This window comes from Streptomyces sp. NPDC015171 (assembly GCF_043079545.1).
Taxonomy (GTDB): domain Bacteria; phylum Actinomycetota; class Actinomycetes; order Streptomycetales; family Streptomycetaceae; genus Streptomyces.
On record NZ_JBIBUO010000034.1, the window covers coordinates 1 to 20,731 of the forward strand.

Sequence of the window (20,731 nt, forward strand, 5' to 3'; positions counted from 1 at the left end):
ACGCGGGCGGCCTGCGCCTCGAACAGCTGGAGCACGGAGGCGGTCTCGGCCTCGTGCGCAGTGTCGTTCCAGGTCACCAGCTGCCGCTCCAGCTCACCCTCGGGCAGGAAGGTGACCTGGGCGTCGCCCTCGGGATCCGCGGCCATCGCCTCCAGGACCTGGCGCAGCATCTGGGCGAGCCGGTCCGTGGCGCTGCGGCTCAGGGCACGCGGGGAGGCGGTGAGGACGAGGTGGCCGATGCGGGCCGAGACGCCGAGCGGGAACTCCGTGGGGCTGTCGTCGATGCTCGCCAGGTAGTCGACCTGGTCGTGGTCGACCTGGTCGAAGTCGTGGTAGCTGAACCGCATCTCGACCAGCCGTTCGGCGTCGGCGAGTTCCCGCTGGATGGCCGGCATCGGGTAGGCGCGGTGCGGCCACAGCTCGACCTCGCGGGCGAAGACGGCGGTGACCAGCTCGCGCCAAGTGGCCGCGGAACGGTCGTACGCGAACGGCAGCGTGTTCAGGTGCATGCCGTAGACCCGGTCGGCGCCGAGCACCTCGGGCCGTGCGTTGCAGACCAGACCGGTGAAGAAGCGCTCCTGCTCCGTGAGCATGCTGAGCGTCTTGAGGTGAGCCGCGTGCAGCACGCTCTTGAGCGAGGAGCCCGCCTTGGCGGCCAGTGCGCGCAGCCTGTCCTCCAGCTCGTGGAAGGGCACGGGGACGCGATGGGGGGCGCCGGCGTCGTCCGGGTCGCCGTGCCACGCGGCGGGCACGGCCAGCGGCGGGTAGCGGTCGACGACGGACTGCCAGTAGGCGCGGGACTCCTCCGAGTCCAGGGCGTCCAGTTCCGCGGCGATGAAGTCGGCGAACCGGACGGCCGGAGCGCCGGACCCGGAGGACTCCCGGCCGTCGCGGATACGGCCGTACTCCTCCAGGATCTCCATCAGCAGCGAGTGGTGGCTCCAGCCGTCCAGGATCGCGTGGCACTCGGTGTTGGTGATCCACCAGCTTCCGTCACCGGCCACGTGCGCGTGCAGGCGCAACAGCGGTGGCGTCGTCAGATCGAACAGGGCGGCGCGTTCCCACCGGACGAACTCCCGCAGCTCGGCCAGGAGCTGGTCCTCGGACAGATGGGAGACGTCACGTACACCGATGGGCAGCTCCGCGGTCGCGTGCACCAGCTGCATCGGTACGGAGTAGCCGGTGAGATCGAAGGAGGTGCGCAGGACGTCGTGGCGGGCGGCGACCGCGGCGGCGGCCTCGCGCAGCGCCTCGGCGGAGAACGGCTGTTCGTCGCGGATCCGGAACGACGTGGCGTTGTGGTACGGGTGCCTGCCGTCGTCGGTGAGCATTTCCACGACCATGCCGAGCTGCACCTGCGACAACGGGTAGGCGTCGGCGACGCCCTCCGGGAGCCGGGCCGCGTCCTGAGCCGTGATCAGCGAGAAGGGCTCCGCCGTGCGGCCGGTGTCGGTCGGCGCCGGGCGGCCGGTGACCAGTTCGGCGATGCGGGCGACGGTGCGGTGCTCGAAGACGTCGCGCACCGCGAGGTCGTAGCCGGCGGCCCGCAGCCGTCCTACGAGGGCGACGGCACGGATGGAATGCCCGCCCAGCTCGAAGAAGCCGTCTTCGACGCCGACCTGCTCCAGGCCCAGGACCTCCGCCCACACGACGGCGATGCGCTCCTCGGTGACCGTGCGGGGGGCGACGGAGCCCGTCGGTCCCAGGGCCTCCCGGCCGGGCGCGGGCAGGGCCCGCTTGTCGAGCTTGCCGTTGGTGGTCAACGACAGCGCGTCCAGGACGACGAACGCCGCCGGGACCATGTACTCGGGCAGCCGGCCGGCCAGGTGGGAGCGCAGGGCACCCGGAGTCGGCACCGCCCCGTCGGCCGCGGTCACATATGCGACCAGCCGCTCGTCGCCGGGAGTGTCCTCGCGCACCAGCACGACCGCGTCCCGCACGTCCGGGTGGGCGGCCAGCGAGGTCTCGATCTCACCGGGTTCGATGCGGAAGCCCCGGACCTTGACCTGGTCGTCGATGCGGCCCAGGAACTCCAGGCTGCCGTCCGCCAGCCGGCGGGCCAGGTCACCGCTTCGGTACAGGCGGGATCCGGGCGGCCCGTACGGGTCGGGCACGAACCGCTCCGCGGTCAGCCGCGGCCGGTTGAGGTAGCCGCGCGCCACACCGGCGCCACCCACGCAGATCTCACCGGATACGCCCAGCGGCACGGGCCGGCCGTCCCTGTCCAGCAGACGGACGCTCAGGTCCGCCAGCGGCCGGCCGACCGGACTGGCCGCCTGCGCCTCCAGGTCCTGCCCGGTCACGCGGTGGTAGGTGGTGTGGACGGTGGTCTCGGTGATCCCGTACATGTTGACCAGGGCGATCCGGTCGAGACCGAACCGCTCGGCCCACGGCCGCATATCGGACACCTCCAGCTTCTCGCCCCCGAAGACCACCGCGCGCAGGGCCAGCTCCGCGTCGGTGCCGATCAGGGCGCGGAATGCGGTCGGCGTCTGGTTCAGGAACGTGACCCGTTCGCGCACCAGGAGGTCGAGAAACTCCTCGGGCGAGCGCACGACCGAGTCCGGGACGACGACGAGGTGCCCGCCGTACAGCAGCGCTCCCCACATCTCCCACACGGAGAAGTCGAAGGCGTAGCTGTGGAACAGCGTCCACACGTCCGTCTCGGTGAAGGCGAAGTGCTCGTGGCCGCGGTCCATGAGGCGGACCACGTTGCCGTGGGTGAGCGCGACTCCCTTGGGCCTGCCGGTCGAACCCGAGGTGTAGATCGTGTAGATCAGGTTCTCCGGACTGCCGGCGACGGCCGGATCGGTGTCGGGCTGCGCCGCGATGAGGTCCTCGTCCCCGTCGAGCAGCAGCAACTCCCCCGCGAACAGCCCGGCGTGGGCGCGCGTGGTGACGACGACGGGTGCCTGCGCATCGTCCACGATGTAGGCGATCCGGTCCGCGGGGTTCGCCGGGTCCAGCGGCAGGTACGCGGCACCGGACTTCAGGATGCCGAGCAGGGCGGGGATCAGCTCGGTGCCGCGCTCCAGGCTGAGCCCAACCAGGGTCTCCGGGCCGGCCCCCTTGGCGATCAGGGCATGGGCGATGCGGTTGGCGCGGGCGTTGAGTTCGGCGTACGTCAGAGTGGTGCCCCCGAAGGAGACGGCGACGTGGTCCGGGGTGCGCGTGGCCTGTTCCTCGAACAGCTCGTGCACACGACGGGTCACCGTGCCCGGCTGTTCGGCCGGGCGGATCAGCACGGCCCGCTCCTCGTCCCCGATGATCTCCAGCGCGGACAGCTGTGCTCCGGGGGCAGCGGCGATGCCGGCGAGCAGGCGCAGCAGATGGCTGCAGAACCGCTCCACCGTCGTACGGTCGAACAGCGCCGTCGCGTACTCCAGGTGCCCGCCGAGCGAGCCGCCCGCGCCCTCGCGCAGCTGTAGGTCCAGGTCGAACTTGGCGACCTGTCCCGAGCCCTCGAAGGGTGACACCTCGATGCCGGGCAGCACGAACGCGGCATCCCGGTCGCCGTGCAGGGTGAACGCGACCTGGAACAGCGGGGTGCGCGACAGGTCGCGCTCCGGCCCGATCGCCTCGACGACCCGGGCGAAGGGCAGCTCCTGGTGGTCGTAGGCGTCCAGAACCGTGGCGCGGGTGCGGGCCAGCAGCTCGGTGAACGCCGGGTCGCCGGACAGGTCGCCGCGCATCACCAGGGTGTTGATGCCGTAGCCGATCAGCTGCTGCAGCTCCGAGCGTCCGCGGCCGGAGACCACGGTGCCGACGGCGATGTCGGTGCGGCCCGTGTAGCGGGCCAGCAGGGTCTGGTAGGCGGCGAGGAACAGCATGAACAGCGTGCTGTCCTGGGCGGCCGCCAGCTCGCGCAGCCGGGCCGCGAGCGGTTCCGGCACCTCGAACGGCACCGTGGCGCCCGCACCATCCCGCACCGCTGGACGCGGTCGGTCCGCGGGCAGATCGAGCGGAGGGAGGTCCGCCAGCTGGTCCGTCCAGTACTCGATGTGCCGTGTCATCACGTCCTGGGTGAGCTGCTCGCGCTGCCAGGCCGCGTAGTCGGCGTACTGCACGGCGAGCGGGGCCGGGGCCGTGCCGTTGTACAGCTCGCTCAGCTCCTGGCCTAGGACCTGGGTGGACCACGCATCGCAGGCGATGTGGTGGAAGGCCATGGCGAGCACGTGCTCGTCGGCGGACAGCCGGATCAGCCGCCCGCGCACCGGCCAGTCGCGGCCCAGATCGAAGGTGCGGGACAGGTCTGCCTCGACCAGGGCGTGCGCCGCCTTGTCATCCACGGCCCGAGAACGCGCCAGCGGCAGCGGGCGGGGGGCGTCGACGACCTGGACCGGCTCGTCGTCCCGCAGGACGTAGCGGGTGCGGAGGATCTCGTGCCGCTCCACCACCCCCTGCCAGGCCAGATCCAGGGCGTCGGCATCCAGTGGGCCGCGCAGCCGCAGCACCAGCGGCACCAGGTACTCGGGGCTGTCGGGCTCCAGCCGGCTGAGGAACCACATCTGCTGCTGTCCGTACGACAGCGGCAGCGGGGCGCTGCGGTCGGCGCGCGGGATCCCCGTACGGCGCGGTGCGGCGGCACTGCCGCCGGCAAGGCGGCGGCGCAGCAGCTCAGCACGGAGCGCGTCGGCATCGGTGCCCGAGACGACAGGCGTGTCCATGTTCCCGGTGCTCATGCCAGGTGCTCCTTGGTCCGCGATGTGGTGTCGGCGGTGGGAAGGGTGCCGACGGCGTTCAGCAGTTCGGTGTCGGACAGCGCGGCCACCTCTGCGGCGACGCGCTCCTCGACGACGGCCGCGAGCTGGGCGACCGTCGGGCCCTCGAAGACCGTGCGGACGGCAAAGTCGATCCCGTACTCCTGCTGGATCCGGGAGATCAGGCGGATCGCGAGGATCGAATTGCCGCCGATGTGGAAGAAGTTGTCGTGCGCCCCGGCCTGGACGCCGAGCAGCTCGGCCCAGATCTCCGCGACGGCCTCCTCGACCGGACCGCGCGGCGGGACGTGCGCGTCACCGCCGGGCAGCCCGGGTGCGGGCAGCGCCCTGCGGTCGACCTTGCCGTTGGCGTTGACCGGGACGGCCTCCAGCGCGGTGAAGGTCGCCGGGATCATGTACTCCGGCAGCCGCGACGCGCAGTGCGCGGCGAGGTCGGGCAGTTCGGTGCCGGGCTCGGCGGGCACCGCGTAGCAGGCCAGCGCGGGCTCGCCGCCCTCCGGCCGGTGGACGACGACCACCGCCTCGCGCACCGCGGGGTGTGCCGCCACCACGGCCTTGATCTCGCCGAGTTCGACGCGATAGCCGCGGATCTTGACCTGGTCGTCGAGCCGGCCCAGGAAGGACACGGCGCCGTCGGGCAGCCGGCGGACCAGGTCCCCGGTGCGGTAGAGGCGGGCGCCGGGCTCGCCGGCGTACGGGTCGGGTACGAACCGCTCGGCGGTCAGCTCGGGCCGGCCCGCGTAGCCGCGGGCGACACCCGTGCCGCCCACGTACAGCTCCCCGGCCACGCCGACCGGGACCGGCCGCATCGCCGCGTCCAGCACGTACATCGTCATGTTGGGCAGCGGTCGCCCGATCGGCAGGACGTCCGGAACCGGCCCGGCGCCCTCGGGCGGCACGGGGTGGACCGAGGTTCCGACAGACGCCTCGGTCGGCCCGTACTCGTTGATCAGTGTCGTGTCCGGGGCCAGCTCCCGCCAGCGCGTGAGCGTGTCACGGGTGAACGGCTCGCCCGCCACCACCATGACCGGGGTGAGGGCGCCCGCCTGGGCGGGGGAGAGCTGGTGGGCGAGGATGTCCAGATGCCCCGGCGTCAGCTTCAGGAAGCTGAACGGGGCGGCCTCCGCAAGGCGCTTGCCCAGCTCGGACATGTCCGTGTCCTGCGGCAGCAGGACCAGCCGCTGGCCGGTGACCAGGGGCGCCCACAGGTTCGGCACCACCAGGTCGAAGGCGACCGAGGAGAACAGCGCCGCGCCGCCGTAGTCCCGTCCGGCCAGCTCCCGCGCGGCCCACGCCACATGGTTGGTCAGCCCCCGGTGGGTGACCTCGACGCCCTTGGGCGTGCCGGTCGAGCCCGAGGTGAAGACGGTGTACGCCAGCCGGTCCAGGTCCCTGGTGCGTGCGGGCGCGTCGGCAGGGCGTACGGCGATCTCGGCTGCGTCGGCGTCCACCCGCAGCACCCGCAGCCCGGGCGCGGTGAACCGCTGCTCGTACGCCGAGGAGGTCACCACCACCCGTACCCCGGCCGCCTCGCACATCGCGGCGATGCGCTCCGCCGGGTACGACGGGTCGACCGGAACGTAGGCGCTGTCGGCCTTCCACACCGCGAGCAGCGCGGTCACCAGGTCAGGGCCCCGGTCGAGCAGGACCGCGACGCGTGACTCGGCGCCGTCGCACAGGGTGCGCAGTTGGTGGGCGAGCCGGTTGGCGGCGGTGTTCAGCTCCCCGTACGGGACGGTTCGGGCGCCGAAGGCCAGGGCGGTGCGCTCGGGGGCGGCACGGGCCTGCTCCTCGAAGCGCTCGACGACGGTGCGCCCGTCGTGCTCGTACGCCGTGTCGTTCCACTCGGTGACCAGCAGACGGCGCTCGTCGTCGCCGAGCAGCTCCAGCTCGCCGAGGGGCGTCCCGGGGTGCTGCGCGACCCGGTCGAGCAGAGTGAGGAAGTGGCCGGCCATCCGCTCGGCGGTGGCCCGCTCGAACAGCGAAGTCGCGTACTCCAGGACACCGTCCAGGGCGCCCTCGGGGGTCTGCCGCATGAACAGCGACAGGTCGGTCTTCGCCACCTGCCAGACCTCGGTGAACGCCGCCAGGTCCGAGTCGTCGGTGACGACGGAGGTCACGCCCTCGCTGTGCAGGTCGAAGGCGGCTTGGTAGAGCGGCGTGCGGGACAGGTCGCGTTCGGGCTGGAGCTCGTCGACGAGCCGCTCGAAGGGCAGTTCCTGGTGGACGAAGGCCGTGCGGGCGGTGTCCCGGACCCGCCGCAGGGCCTCGGTGAAGGTCAGTTCGGCGGACAGTGCGCAGCGCACCACCAGGGAGTTGAGGAAGAAGCCGACCATGTTCTCGGTCTCGGGCCGGGTGCGGCCCGCCACCGGGGTGCCGACGGGCACGTCCCACTGGCCGCTGTAGCGGGCCAGAAGCGTGGCGTACGCCGTCAGCAGCGTCATGAACGGGGTCGCCCCGTGTGCACGGCCCAACTTGGCGAGGCCGGCGGCCGTCTCGGCCGGGACCCGAAAGCGGACCATCGCGCCGCGCGGGTCGCGGACCGCGGGACGGGGACGGTCTGCCGGCAGGTCGAGCGGGGCGATGCCGTCCAGGGCGGGCCGCCAATGGGCCAGCTCGCGCTCGACGACCTCCTCGGTCAGCCGGGCGTGCTGCCAGGCGCCGTAGTCGGCGTACTGCAGGGTCAGAGCAGGCAGTTCGGGTTCGCGGTCGTCCTGATACGCGGCGCACAGCTCCCGCAGCTCGCGGTCCAAGACCACCGTCGACCAGCCGTCGCAGGTGATGTGGTGCAGCGTCAGCAGCAACAAGTGGTCCTCGCCGGGCAGCCACACCAGCAGCGCCCGCCACAACGGCCCCTCGGCCAGGTCGAAGCCGCGCGCGAACTGCTCGCCGAACAGCGCGGGCACCTCGGCGCGCCCGGCGTCCTCAACGCGCAGCTCGACCCGGGCTGCACCCGGTTCGCCGATGATCTGACGGGGCTCGCCACCATCGGCGACGTACCGGGTGCGCAGCGGCTCGTGCCGGGTGGCCAACGCGTCCAGGGCGCGCCCCACCGCCTCCGGTGCCAGCTCGGCGGGCAGCCGCAGGAACAGCGGGGCCACCCACTCGGGGCTGCCGGGGTGCATCCGGTCCAGGAACCACAGACGCCGCTGCCCGGAGGACAGCGGAAGTTCACCGGACCGCGACACCGGCAGGACCTCGGGCTCGTCGTGGGCCGGGGCGAGCCGGGCGTCGGCGGTGGTGCCGGGCTGATCGGTCTGGGCGTCGGCCGTTGCGGCGGTCCGGGTCGTGGTCGTGGTGGTGGTCGTCGGGTCGTCCTGCGTCCCGGCCGGGGGCGCGGTGAGCATCTTGGCCTGGGCCTCGACCGTCGTGGCTCCGAACAGGCCTCGCAGCGAGACCTTCTCGCTGGACGCGGCACGCAGTCGCGCCCCCAGCCGGGTCAGCTGCAGGGATGTGCCGCCCAGGGCGAAGAAGTCGTCGAATGCGCCGACGCGCTCCCTACCGAGCAGTTCGGCCCAGACGCCCGCCACCATCTCTTCTGCGGCGTCGCGCGGGGCGGTATACTCCGGCTGCCGGGCGGCGGCGATCTCCTCGGGGCCACGCAGCACGGCGCGGTCCACCTTGCCGTTGGGCAGCTGCGGGAAGGCGTCGAGCGTGTGGAAGAAGGACGGAACATGGCTGTCGGGCAGCCGCCCGGCCAGGAACACGCGCAGCTCGGCGGTGTCCACGGCGGCGCTCGCCGTCAGATGCGCGGCCAGCCGCTTGCCGCCGTCCTCGGCCGGATACGTGGTGACGACCGCGCCGGTGACCGACGGGTGGGCTACGAGCGCGGCCTCGATCTCGCCCGGCTCGATGCGCACCCCGCTGACCTTCACCTGGTCGTCGAGGCGGCCCCGGTACTCCAGGGTGTGGTCGGCACGCCAGCGCACCTGGTCGCCGGTGCGGTAGAGGCGGCCGCCGGGCTCGGTGGCGTACGGGTCCGGCACGAACCGCTCGGCGGTCAGGTCGGGGCGGCCGGCGTAGCCGCGGGCGACCTGCGGGCCGCCGACGTACAGCTCGCCGGGGACGCCCACCGGCACCGGGGCGCCGTTCGCGTCGAGGACGAGCAGCTTCGTGCCGGGCAGCGGCCGGCCGATGGGCACCGCGCCAGTGGTGACCGACGGGTCGGCCTGCTGCGCGGTGACGTCGATGGAGCACTCGGTCGGGCCGTAAGTGTTCCACACCTCGACGCCCTCGCTGGCCTTCTCCCGCAACCGGGCGACCAATTCGGCATGCAGGGGCTCGCCGGCCGAGAACAGCAGCCGCAGCGCGCCGCAGCGCTCCCAGCCGTCCTCCGCCACCAGCAGCCGCAGTACGGACGGCACCACCTGCAGCACGGTCACCCCGAAGTCGCCGACCGCGCGCAGCAGCGCCGCCGGGTCCCGCTCGGCACCCGCCGGGGCCAGCACCACGGTGCCCCCGCAGACCAGCGGGGCGAAGATCTCCCAGCCGGCCGCGTCGAAGCCGACGGTCGTCTTCTGCAGCACCCGCTCGCCGGGACCGAGCCCGTGCCGCTCCACGGTCCAGCCGACCCGGCGGGCGATGCCCGCGTGGGTGACGACCACGGCCTTGGGGCGGCCGGTGGAGCCGGAGGTGAAGATGGCGTACGCGACGTTGTCGGGGCCCGCGGCGGCGACGTCCCCGGAATCGTCGCCGCCCTCGGGAAGCTCATCGGGATCGACGCGGCGGGCGCCGGCCTCGCGCACGGCGGCGTCCAGCTCCGGTGCGGCCAGCACCAGGCCCGCCCCGGAGTCGCGGATCAGGTCCGACAGCCGCGCCGAGGGCTGGGCGGGGTCGAGCGGGACGTAGCCCGCCCCGGCCCGCCACACGCCCAGCAGCGCGACCACCAGGTCGAGCCCGCGGGGCAGGCTCAGCCCGACGAGCGTCTCGGGCCCTGCGCCCAGGTTCCGAAGGCAGCGGGCCATGCGGGCGGACGCACGGTCCAGCTCCTCGTACGTCACCGCCCGGGCGCCGTCGACGACGGCAACAGCTTGCGGCGTACGGAACGCCTGCTCGGCGAAGCGTTCCGGAAGCAGTTCGGCGTTCACGGCAACTCCTGTCACAGACCTGGGTGTCGGGCGGTGGCGGACTCAGGCCGCGGAGGACTCGTCCATGCGGCGGCGCAGGCTCAGCGGGCGCATGTCGGTCCACACCTCTGCGATCCGGGCCAGGCACTCCTCCCGGGATCCCTCGGTGCCCTCGGCGTGCCAGCCGGCGGGCAGCCCCCGCCCGACGGGCCACAGCGAGTACTGCTCCTCGTCGTTGAACACCACGCGCTGGCGGGGGCCTTCGGTCTGCTCGGTGGTCATGGGAACTCCTTCAGGCATACGAGTGGACGGGTGGAGTCGGGCAGGGTGGGCAAGGTGCCCAAGGGGGACGACCGCAGGCGGGCAGCCGGCGTGACGTTCAAGCCGGCAGGAAGTCCTCGACGCGTACGCCGAGCCCGCGCTGTTCGGCCTCTTCGCGCACGTACTCGGCCAGCGCGATGTCCAGCACGCCCAGGCCGAACGGGGAATAGACGACGGGCCGTTCCGGGACGCGGCGCAGGATCGCGGTGCCGCGCAGCAGCGCGCCGATCTCGGCGGCGACGAAGTCCCGGTTCCCGGTGGCTTGTTGGGCCAGGTCGAGCGAGGTGCGCTCGCGACAGACGTGGTCGGTGTCGTCGACCACGTTGGCCGCGCCGAGGATCGCCCCAGCCGTCAGGTCGCGCAGCGAGACGTGCAGCACGGTGGTGTCCGGGCCGCATGCAGTTAGGTCCATGTGCGGAGTGGCCGCGGTGGTGGCCAGCGACACCAGACGGTGCTCGCCGAGGGCCGCCGCCAGGTCGGTCACCGGGTGGGCCTTCACTTCGGGCGCGGCCTCGGCGCAGCGGTCCGCGAACGCCTCGGCGCGGGCCGGGTCGGTGTCGTACAGGGCTGCCTCGCGCAGCCCGGGCAGGGCGGCGGCCAGGAAACGCAGGATCTCCAGGTTGATCACGCCGCAGCCGATCAGCAGCACGGAGGCCGGGGGCCGCTCGGCGGTGAGCTCCGCAGCGGCGAGCGCGGCACTCGCGGCGGTGCGTTTGGCCGAGATCACGGCGCCCTCGACGAACGCGACCGGGCGGCCGCGGTCGAGGGAGTTGAGCACGATGGCGGCACTTGCCCGCTCGATGCCGGCGGCGATGTTGCCAGGGAAGGAGGCGATCCACTTCATCCCGGCCGCCGGGCGCTCGCCGCCGCGGTAGGCCGGCAGTCCGATGATCCGGTCGCTGCGGTGGTGCTCCTCGGGGAAGCGCAGGAACGTCGAATGCGGCAGGGCCGTCTGCCCGGCATCGTGCAGCCGGTAGGTGTCGGCGACGAGATGGGTGATCTCCGTCTCCCGGCCGGACAGCACATCCGCCACATCGGTGCGCCGGAGGATCAGCATGGGGGTTCCCTCTCTGCGGGACGAGCGAGGACAAGGGCCGGCAGTGATGGCAAGAACAGGCCGGAGGCGGCAGGGCAGCGCCTGTGGTGATGCAGCGATGGTGGGCTCCGGTGCTATATGCGCCCTATACGTCCCGTGCCGCTGCGCCCGGTGCCGACGCGGTCATCACTCCCGCACGGCCTCCAGCTCGTACAGGCCCGTGCCCGCCAGCAGAGGATCCTGGTGCACCTCCAGCGTGAAGCCGTGGCGGTGCAGCAGGTTCTGGACGGCGGTGAGGCGGCCGGCCTGTCGTGGACCTCGACCACCACCGTGTGGATCAAGGGCCAGTGGAGGTCCTCGATGCCACGCAGGACGTCCAGTTCCGCGCGTTCGACATCGACCTTGAGAAGGTCGACGCGCGAGACGGCGTGGCGGCGCAGCAGGTCGGAGACAGTCAGGGCGGGGACAGTGCACTCGACGCCCTCGTGCAGGCCTTCGACCATTTCGGCGGCGTCCTCGGGAGCCACCCCGCTGTTGCGGAGGAAGATCAGGCTGATCTCGTCGTCGGCGGTCCGGTCGGCGTCGAGGCCAGAGTTGCCGGGGGCCTCGGGGTAGTACGTGAAGCGCAGCCCGGCCGGGGCGGTCCGCGACGGCCGCGCACTCTGCCTCCCAGCCCGGCGCCGCGTGCTCGGCGAGATTGCGCACCAAGCAGGCGTGCAGCGCGGGCGCCGGCTCGGCCGCGATGACGCGGACGTGCCGCCGGGGGCGCGCGCAGAGAACCGACAGCAGCCCGATGTTGGCGCCGACGTCGACGACCGTGCCCCCGTCCCGCAGCCCGCGTGCCGCCCGGTCGTACGCCCCCGGCGGCAGCATCTCCCGCCACATGGCCCCCGCCGCGGGGCCGTTGGTGCACCACACGGCGGGGCCGTCGGGCAACTGCTGCCGCATGGGACCGCCGAGGCGGGGGACCGTCGCCTCGGGGCCGGTCCCTCCTGAGGCGCTCATGCCGCCCCCGACCCGAGTGCGAGCAGGAAGGCCAGATCGTCGTAGGCGACGAGGGACACGTCGGCCACGCGGGTGCCGGGGGTGTCGAGGGAGGTGTCGAGCAGGCGGTGCCAGGTCTCCCCGAACCGTTCGATCGTGGCCGCGTCGAACAGGTCGGTGTTGTAGCGCAGCACCGCCCGGAAGCCGTTGGCACCTTGGAGCACCTCAACGGTCAGGTCGAGCTGTCCCTCCTGCTGCGCCACGTCGCACAGCTCGGCCCGCAGCCCGCCGAGCCGCACCGGCCCCTCGTACAGCCCGGGCACCGGCAGCCGGTCCGCGGCCAACAGGGTGCAGGAGATCCGGAACAGCGGCCCGCGCGAGGGCCCGCCGGCCAGCAGCTCCACGGGATGGCGGGCGTGTGCCATCCCGGTGCGCAGCTGCCGCTGCGCCGACTCGATGACCTCCAGCAGCGTCGTCGCGGAGGTGAACCGCCCGACGACCGGCAGCGCGTTGACGTAGTAGCCGACCGCCTCCCGGGTGCCGGGCGTGAACCGTGTGGTGGCCGGGCAGCCGATGAGGAAGCCGTCGCCGGCGCCGCAACGGTTCAGGGCGGACTGAAAGGTGCCGAGCAGCCACGCGAACGGAGTGACGCCCCGGTCCGCGGCCGCTTCCCGCAGCCGATGCGCCGTCGCCGTGTCCAGCTTCATCTCGTGGGTGGCGCCGTTGAGGGTGCGCTGCGCCGGCCGCGGCCGGTCGGTGGGCAGCTCCGCCGCCTGGACGCCGGCGCACACGTCCTGCCAGTACGCGGCGGCCCGCTGTCCGCGCGGTGAGACGACGAAGTCCCGCTCGGCGCACACCTGTTCGTCCCAGGGCGTGACCGCACCGGGCGCGGCGGCGGGTGCGCCCTGCCCGGTGCGGGCGCCGTACTCGGCGAACAGGTCGCGTACCAGCAACCACTGTGAGGTGGCGTCGCTGACCAGATGGTGGGCGGCGGTGACCAGCACCGCGTCGTCGGGCGCCCGGCGCAGCAGCACCGCGCGGAACGCCCCGGACTCCATAATGCGGAACGACTCCTCGCCCGCCCACCGGGCGAGCCGGAACAGCCTCTCCTCGTCGGTGTCCGGCACCTCCCGCACCTCGAGCCGCACCGACTCGGGCGCCATGAGCAGCCGTACGGGCCCCTCGTCGGTGGCGGGGAAGCGGGAGCGCAGCAGTTCGTGCCGTTCGACGAGCGCTGTCAGCGCCCGCTGCAGGACCTCGGTGTCGACGCGGCCACGCAGCCGCACCGCGAGGACGACGTTGTACGCGGAGCTGTCCGGATCGATCCGGTGGGCGAGCCAGAGCGCCTCCTGGCCGGTGGACATGAGCATCCGCGTTCACCCCTTCCACAGGTGTGCGACGTCGCCGAAGTTCTCGCGCACCCAGGAGTCCGAGTAGATGGTGTCGAGATAGCGGTCGCCGCCGTCGGGGAGGATGAGGACGCAGTTCGAGCCATCAGGTATGCGGTGCCTGATCTTCCACAGTGCCGCCACGGTGGCACCGGACGAGCCGCCCGCGAGGACCGCCTCCCGGTCGATGAGCCGACGGCAGGCGGTGACGCACTCCAGGTCGGAGATGTGCACCACCTCGTCGGCGGCCGAGGCATCCATCAGCGGCGGTACCACGGACGCTCCGTGCCCCGGTATCAGGCGCTGGGTGGACTCCAGACCGAAGATCGCGCTGCCCATCGCGTCGACGGCGACAATGGTGGTGTCCAGACCGCGCGCTCTGATGTGGTCCCGGCATCCGCGCAGGGTGCCGAAGGTGCTGACCGAGCAGAAGAGGAAGTCGACCTTGCCGTCCAGGGCCTCCTCGATCTCCCGCATGGTCGTCTCGTGGGCCTTGGGGTTGAGCAGGCTAGAGTACTGGTTGGGCCAGTACGAGTCCGGTATCCGGTCGACCAACTCGCGCACCCGGCGCAGCCGGACCGGCAGGAATTCGCCGGTCAGCCGGTCGCGTTCGGTCACCACCTCCACCTCGGCGCCGAAGGCTTTGAGGATGGCGAGGTTCTGCCCGGTGGTCTTGCCGTCCACCACACAGATGAAGCGCAGTCCGAAGTACCGGCAGATCTGCGCGAGTCCGACAGCGAGATTGCCGGAACTCGACTCGACGATCACCGAACGGCCCGGCTCCACGTCGCCGTTGCGGATGGCCGCGAAGAGCATGCCGAGCGCGGATCGGTCCTTGATGCTGCCCCCCGGATTGCATCTCTCGATCTTCCCGAACACGCGGGAGCCCAGGCCCGGTAGCAATTTTTCGAATGCGACGAGCGGGGTGTTTCCTACGGTTGACAGAATGCCAGGGAACGTTTTCTCGGGCATGGCTGTTCGCCCCTTCCCGGAGAAGCGGTGCGGAAATGGGCCGGTGTCTAGTGGGCCAGCTCGGCGGCAAGGTGGGCGGTGATCGCGTCGATGGTCGGGTGGTCCCAGGCCATGGTGGGCTCCACGACGAGGCCGAAGCGGTCCTCGACGTCACCGCACAGGTTCAGGGCGTACACGGAGTCCAGGCCCAGCTCGGCGAGTTCGGCGCTTGCGTCGATTTCGGCCGGAGTGCGTTCGAGGTAGTAGGCGACCCGGTCGACGAGCCAGCTGCGGATGGCCTGCGGCGAGGTGGCGAGGTCTCGGGCGGCTGATGTGCCGTCGGCAGCGGTGTCGGTCACGGAGGATTCGATCACGGGGCAACTCCCTTGACGAGTACGGCCCGCGGGGCGAGCCGGGTGCGGAACAGGTCGAAGGTGCGGGCGTCGTCGTGGCGCGCGGACAGCTCATCGAAGAGCGCCCCGGCGGCGGCCTGGGACAGCGGCCCGCGGCGCGGGCCGAGCCGCCCGGCGAGCCGGTGCAGCGCCGCCGTGGCCCATAGCGGGTCGGCGAGGAAACCGTCGGAGCGCCGCGCCGTCCGCCAGACGCCCAGGCAGGCGGCGACCGCGAGCAGCAGCACATACCGCTCGGCCAGCAGGAAAGAGCGGCGCCCGGCGACCGGGGTCCGCTCCAGCGGCGGCAGGGCGGCGCTGCGGCGCGCCAGGTCGACGAGCGCGTCACTGAACTCAGCGGCTAGAGAGGCAAGTTCGGCCAGCTCGGGACGGATGGCCGCCTGTCTGGCCAGGTCCCGGGCGAACAGGGGGAGCCGGCCAGCCAGACCGTCGGCCCCGCGTGTGGTGAGCTCCAGTCGGCCGAAGTCGAGCGGGGGCAGCGGGTCGTGCAGGCGGAACAGCGCCTCGTCGCCGTCCTGGCCAGTTGTATGAGCGTCCAGCGCCGGCTGCCAGGAGCGCTCGGCGAGCCGGGGTAGCTGCGGAGCGATGTTCGCCAGACACACCGCGCCGCTGGCGTGCGCCAGCGCCACCACGGGCAGGTCGCGCGCCGCCTTCTGGAACGCCGCGTACGGCCCTTCGCGTACGTAGCTGCGGGCGCCCAGCACCACGCCGAGCCGGTAGGAGTTCTCCTGGAGCAGCTTGGGCACGAGGTATTTCACCGCCGCCGAGCGCACGCTCGCCTCGGCGGGCCGCAGGTGCAGGGTGCGGGCGGCGACCATGGACAGCGCGTCACAGATCAGCAGGTCCACGAAGGCGTCGGTGAGCACCGAGCGGGGCAGCGGCAGCGCGCTCACCGAGGCTCCGTACAGCTGGCGTTTCCTGGCGAAGGCGAGGACCGTGCGCAGCTGGCTGTCGCCGACACCGACGACCATGCCCGGCAGTACACAGCGGGTCACCTGGAAGGCCTTCAGTACGGTCTCCATGGCGCCACCCTCCTCGCCGAGCAGGGCGTCGGCCGGGACGGGGCAGGAGTCGAAGCGTGCGCCCCCCAGCAGACAGCCGCGGACCCCGGAGGTGGGATAGCGGACACTACGGTCGACGTGCCCCGCAGGCAGGGCGTCGAGGTCGACCAGCAGATGCGAGTGGCCGCGGCTGCCGGGCCGTTCGTCGGTTCGGGCGAAGAGCACGGCGGCCTCGGCCCGGCCGATGTTGTTGACCAGCTGCTTGCCACCGTCGAGGAGATAGCCACCGTCGGCCGCGGGGCGCGCGGCGAGCGAGATCCGGGTGAAGTCGCTGCCGTGGTCGAGCTCGGTGTAGGCGGCGACGATCCGGCCGCCTGCGCAGAGCAGATCGGCCGCCCGCTGCTGCTGCCCGGCACTTCCGTCCGACCAGATCGGCAACCCCGCGATGAAGCTGGTGACGCCGTGACCGATGCCCAGGGCACAGTCCCGGCGGAAGATCGCCCGCATCAGCAGCGCGAACCGGTCGGAACGCTCGAAGCGGCCGCCGAGCGCGGCCGGCGCGAACTCGGCTCCCAACCCGTACGCGGCCAGCGCACTCTCGCCGTCCGCGGGCAGCTCGCCGCGCTCGTCGGCTTCGAGGACGGCCGCCGAGCCGAGCGGGTTGGCGGGGTCGTACGGGTCGCCGAGCAGGGTCTCCAGGCGGTCGAGGCGCTCCAGGGCGGGGTCAGGCCGGGCGCCGGCCGCGCGGACCTCCGTGGCGCTCGTGGTCGACAGGTCCGTCATGCCGCGTCCTTGGGTGAGGCGGTGGGGGTCGGCCGGCCGGCGGCTGCGCCGCTCGTGGCACTGGTGGCCTCGGCCAGCGGACAGTGCAGCAGGGAGAACAGCAGCCCCCGCTCGTGTTGGGTTTGCAGTGCGGGCAGCAGGGCGTCCAGGGCCGGTCCATCGGCGTCGTCCAGGTCGGGCGTGCCGGTCAGGCGGCTCAGCAGCCGGGCGAGTACGGCGTCCAGCCAGGCCGCGTCGTGCAGCGGGCCGTCGGGCAGGGCACGGCCCCGGTTCTCCAGCCAGAGGTGGAGGCCGGCGGCGCCGGCGTACACCAGGGCGTACCGGCCGGCGGAGGCGAACGCCGTCTCCGGGACGGCACGGGCGCTGTGCCGGTGTGCGGCGAGTTCCTCGTGCACCTCGTCCGCGAGCGCGAGCAGCCGCACGGCCCGCTCGGCCACGGAGGGCGGGGCCAGCTCTTTGACGCGGCGCACCGCCTCCGGCAGGGACTGCACGACGCTCACACCCGCGCGGGCGTACAACGTGAGCCGGTCGTGGTCCAGCTCCGGCGGCGGGCCGTCGAGGCGGGCGGCGGCCGCGACCCCGTCCCGGTCGGCGAGGCCCTTGCGGTAGCCGCGGGCGAGCACCGGGAACTGGTTGATCAGCGAGTTGAGGTTGACGGCCGTACTGCCGTCGAAGATGCCCACGATCCGGTGGTCGCGCTCCAGCTTCTGGAAGGCGCCGTCGGCGAAGTCCTCGACCAGCATGGCGCGGGCGCCGAGCAGTCCGCGCAGCGCGCCGATGACCTCGTCGCCGAGGGTGGGCACGAGGTACTTCACCACCGCGGAGACCGCGCTCAGCTCGTCGGTCAGCGTGTGCACGGAGCGGGTCGCGACGAGGCTCGCGGCCTCCATGGCCAGCAGGTCGGCGTAGGCCTCGGCGATGGTCCGCGCGGCGTGCGGAAGGTGGTCCAGGGGGCGGCCGTAGAGCCGGTGGGTGCGGGCGAAGCCGATGGCGATGCGCAGGGCGTGGTCGGCCATACCGAGGGACATCGCCGAGCACAGGGTGCGGGTGATCTGGAAGCCCTTGAGGACGATCTCCAGGCCCGCCCCTTCGGCGCCGACCAGCGCGTCGGCGGGGAGTTCGGCGCCGTCGAAGGCGATGCCGCTGATGTCGGCGCCGCGCACGCCGTGGGTGGGGACGCGCGGAAGGGATCGCCAGGTGCCGGGAGCCAGCCCCGCCTTGTCGACGAGGAACAGGCTGAAGCCGCGGCTGCCGCCGTCCGGCCTGGTGCGCGCCAGGACGCACACGAACTCGGCCCGTCCGGCGTTGTTGATCAGCCACTTCTCGCCGTCCAGCCGCCACCCGCCCGCGGTGCGCTCGGCGCGCAGCTCGCCGGCGAGCAGGTCGCTGCCGTGGGCCCGCTCGGTGAGCGCGAGGGAGACGACGGCCCCCTCGCAGACCCGTGACGCGAGAGCGCCGGCCTGTTCCGGCCGCCCGGCCAGCCAGACCGACACGGCACCCAGATAGGTCTTGGCGTGGCCGAGCGCGACGGTGAAATCCCGCCGGGCCAGGATCCGGATGAGCTGCGACAGTTCCTCGGCGCTGCGCAGTTCGCCACCGAACCGGGCGGGCACGAACCACCGGGGCAGCCCCGACGCGTCCAGCTCCCGGCACACGCCCTCCGGGAACTCCTCCGCCCGGTCGGCCTGCGCACTGCCCTGGTAGGAGAACAGCTGCCGCCCGTCCCTCGGGTCCCCGAGCCGCATCTCCAGCTCCTGGCCGAGCGCGTACGGATCCCATACCTCGCCCTCGACCACAGGCGGCACTCGCAGCTCGTTCGCGCCCCGGCCGACCCCGCAGCGCGGGGCCACGCTGCCCGCCGACATGCCGACGCCATTCGTCCGGCCGTCGGACGGCGGCTCGATGGGCTCGTGGGCCTCGGCGGCCACCTCCGAGCGAGGAGCGCCGGCCGGCCCGCGAGGTGCCGGTTCGTCTGCCGTCCGCATCCCCCTGGCCCCTGTGCCCTCCGCACCTGCGGTGTTCCCCGGTGGGGTAGCGGCAAGGTCGGGTGCCGCGTCGGCGGGATCCCCCTCGCTGCGGAAGGCCGCGCGCAGCTGCGGTGACAACTCCTCGTGCAGCGTGGACAGTTGGGCCTCTTCGAACAGAGTGCGCATCAGCGTTCGCCGGATCTTGCCGCTCGTGGTGCGCTGGATACGGCCGGGTTTGACGAGGACCACGCCGCCGACCCGGACGCCCAGGCGCTGGGCCAGGCGGGCGCGGGCGGTGCGGGCCAGGGCGGCGAGGGTCTCGGTGGGGACGCCGCGGCTGTGGACCTCCTGGACGGCGACGACCTCCTCCGCGGCGGAGCCGCCGGGCCGGGAGGCGAAGACGGCGGCGGGCAGGTCGCCGAAGGCCGGGTCGATGTCGCGCAGTTCGCACTCGACGTCGTGCGGATACAGGTTCCGGCCGTGCACGATGATCATTTCTTTCAGTCGGCCGGTCACATAGAGGTGGCCGTCGCGCAGCGCCCCCAGGTCACCGGTGCGCAGAAACGGCCCGGCACCGTCGGCCGTGACCGCGCGGAACGTCCGCTCGGTCTCGGCCGGGCGGTTCCAGTAGCCGAGCGCCACGCTGCCGCCGCGGATCCAGATCTCGCCGACCCGGCCGTCGGGCAGCACCGCACCCGTGTCGGCGGCCACGACACGCACGTCAAGGCCGCGCACCACCCCGCTGCTCACCAGCTCCTGCACCGCCCCACCGGACCGGCCCTCCGCCTGCGTCACCAGGCCTTCGGCCAGGGCCCCCGCGTCCGCACGCAGCACCGTCGGCGGCTCGTCCACCAGCGTGCCGGAGACGTAGAGCGTGGATTCGGCGAGGCCGTAGCCGGGCAGCAGGGAGCGCGCCGAGAAGCCCGCGCCCGCGAACCGCTTTGCGAAGCGGGCGAGGGTCGCGGCGTCGACGGGCTCCGCGCCGTTGCAGGCGTAGCGCCAGGGGGACAGGTCCAGCCCGGTGGTCTGCTCCTCGGTGAGGCGGCGCGCGCACAGGTCGTACGCGAAGTTCGGCGCACAGCTGATGTCCGCCCTGTGCCGGGCGATCAGCCGCAGCCAGGAGACCGGCCGTTTGAGGAACTCGGTCGCCGACATCATCACCGCGGTCCCGCCCAGACACAGCGGGGCGAGCAGCATCGCGATCAGGCCCATGTCGTGGTAGGCGGGCAGCCAACTGCACCAGGTCATGCCGCCGTGCCAGCCGTGGCTGTCGCGCATCAGCCGCAGGTTGTGCGTCAGCGCGCCGTGCGGGACCATCACGCCCTTCGGATCGCCGGTCGACCCGGAGGTGTACTGCAGAAAGCACAACTCGTCCGGCTCAACGACGTGTTCGGCCCAGGCCGTCGCGTCCCCGGCGCGCTCGGCGGACTCCACTGCGGCGGCTGTGATCCCGGCGAGCGCCGTCCGCTCCCCCTCCAGCCAGCGCTCCACGGCGGGCAGACTCGCCGCGTCGGTGAGTACCAGCCGAGCCCCGGTGTCCGCAGCGATCGTCGCCGTACGGGCCGCCTGGCGTCCGAAGCCACCGGGCAGCGGCACCGGGACGGGCACGGCGCCCGCGTACAGGCAGCCGAGGAAGGCCCGGACGAACCCGGTGCCGGGACCGCAGGACACCAGCACCCGGTCGCCGGTCGCCACCCGCCCACGCAGCCACTGGGCCGCGGACCGTGCGGCCCGGTCCAGTTCCGCGTAGGTCAGGCTTTCCTCGGCCGGTCCGGTACTGAACCGGACGGCGCTGTGATCGGGCTTTCGTGCGGCCCTGCGGCGCAGCGCGCTGACGAAGCTCTCGAAGTCGGTCACCCCAACTACTCACCCTCTGCGGCTGGTGGGGCCGCGGTCGCACAGCAGCGGTATGTCGTTCACCCAACCGGCGCCCGCTATGCGGCACCTATATGCGGCCTTCCGGGCATCGGGAGGGGCGGATCGGTTCGAAACGGCGGGTGGCGGACAGCTTTCGGTCCGACCGGACCGCGACGGCCGCCGTACGGCGCCGGCGGGGCGGTGACGTACGGCGGCCGTGGATGCCGTACGCGGCCAAGGGGGGGA

At 72.9% G+C, this 20,731-nt stretch carries 10 protein-coding genes and 1 pseudogene; all 11 read right to left on the bottom strand.

The window, feature by feature from the left end; genetic code table 11:
• The coding region (locus ACF073_RS40460) for an amino acid adenylation domain-containing protein (protein ID WP_392076551.1) at positions 1-4,682 on the bottom strand (4,682 nt) is incomplete at its 3' end.
• Entirely contained in the window at positions 4,679-9,808 is a 5,130-nt protein-coding gene (locus ACF073_RS40465) for an amino acid adenylation domain-containing protein (protein ID WP_392076552.1), read from the bottom strand. The genes ACF073_RS40460 and ACF073_RS40465, both read right to left, overlap by 4 nt.
• Before the next feature lie 42 nt (positions 9,809-9,850).
• A complete protein-coding gene (locus ACF073_RS40470) occupies positions 9,851-10,069 on the bottom strand; it encodes an MbtH family protein (protein ID WP_392076553.1) in 219 nt (72 codons plus the stop codon).
• Positions 10,070-10,166: 97 nt separating this feature from the next.
• Positions 10,167-11,165, bottom strand: coding sequence for a 2,3-diaminopropionate biosynthesis protein SbnB (gene sbnB, locus ACF073_RS40475; RefSeq protein ID WP_392076554.1), 999 nt, complete (start codon positions 11,163-11,165; stop codon positions 10,167-10,169).
• A 113-nt stretch (positions 11,166-11,278) separates the two neighbouring features.
• Positions 11,279-11,842 (bottom strand): FkbM family methyltransferase, encoded by a 564-nt coding sequence (locus ACF073_RS40480; protein ID WP_392076575.1) that lies wholly within the window; start codon positions 11,840-11,842, stop codon positions 11,279-11,281.
• Positions 11,760-12,149 (bottom strand): annotated as a pseudogene (locus ACF073_RS40485) (FkbM family methyltransferase); the annotation flags it as partial. The pseudogene ACF073_RS40485 and the gene ACF073_RS40480, both read right to left, overlap by 83 nt.
• Positions 12,146-13,498 carry a condensation domain-containing protein gene (locus ACF073_RS40490; protein WP_392076555.1) on the bottom strand — a complete coding sequence of 451 codons (1,353 nt, stop codon included), beginning with the start codon at positions 13,496-13,498 and terminating at the stop codon, positions 12,146-12,148. The gene ACF073_RS40490 and the pseudogene ACF073_RS40485, both read right to left, overlap by 4 nt.
• Positions 13,499-13,504: 6 nt before the next feature.
• A complete protein-coding gene (gene sbnA, locus ACF073_RS40495) occupies positions 13,505-14,488 on the bottom strand; it encodes a 2,3-diaminopropionate biosynthesis protein SbnA (protein WP_392076556.1) in 984 nt (327 codons plus the stop codon).
• A 47-nt stretch (positions 14,489-14,535) separates the two neighbouring features.
• The gene (locus tag ACF073_RS40500) at positions 14,536-14,841 is read right to left on the bottom strand and encodes an acyl carrier protein (protein ID WP_392076557.1); all 306 of its coding nucleotides are present in this window, start codon (positions 14,839-14,841) and stop codon (positions 14,536-14,538) included.
• Entirely contained in the window at positions 14,838-16,661 is a 1,824-nt protein-coding gene (locus tag ACF073_RS40505) for an acyl-CoA dehydrogenase (RefSeq protein ID WP_392076558.1), read from the bottom strand. The genes ACF073_RS40500 and ACF073_RS40505 overlap by 4 nt, the downstream gene beginning before the upstream one ends.
• Positions 16,658-20,485, bottom strand: a complete 3,828-nt coding sequence (locus ACF073_RS40510) for an AMP-binding protein (RefSeq protein WP_392076559.1) — start codon at positions 20,483-20,485, stop codon at positions 16,658-16,660. Before ACF073_RS40510 ends, ACF073_RS40505 begins: the two co-directional genes overlap by 4 nt.
• Positions 20,486-20,731: the final 246 nt, after the last annotated feature.

What these genes read in the sequence shown, in the direction of transcription:
- ACF073_RS40470 (WP_392076553.1), bottom strand. Translation starts at nt 10,069, where the DNA reads ATGACCACCGAGCAGACCGAAGGCCCCCGCCAGCGCGTGGTGTTCAAC.
- sbnB (WP_392076554.1), bottom strand. Translation starts at nt 11,165, where the DNA reads ATGCTGATCCTCCGGCGCACCGATGTGGCGGATGTGCTGTCCGGCCGG.
- ACF073_RS40490 (WP_392076555.1), bottom strand. Translation starts at nt 13,498, where the DNA reads ATGCTCATGTCCACCGGCCAGGAGGCGCTCTGGCTCGCCCACCGGATC.
- sbnA (WP_392076556.1), bottom strand. Translation starts at nt 14,488, where the DNA reads ATGCCCGAGAAAACGTTCCCTGGCATTCTGTCAACCGTAGGAAACACC.
- ACF073_RS40505 (WP_392076558.1), bottom strand. Translation starts at nt 16,661, where the DNA reads ATGACGGACCTGTCGACCACGAGCGCCACGGAGGTCCGCGCGGCCGGC.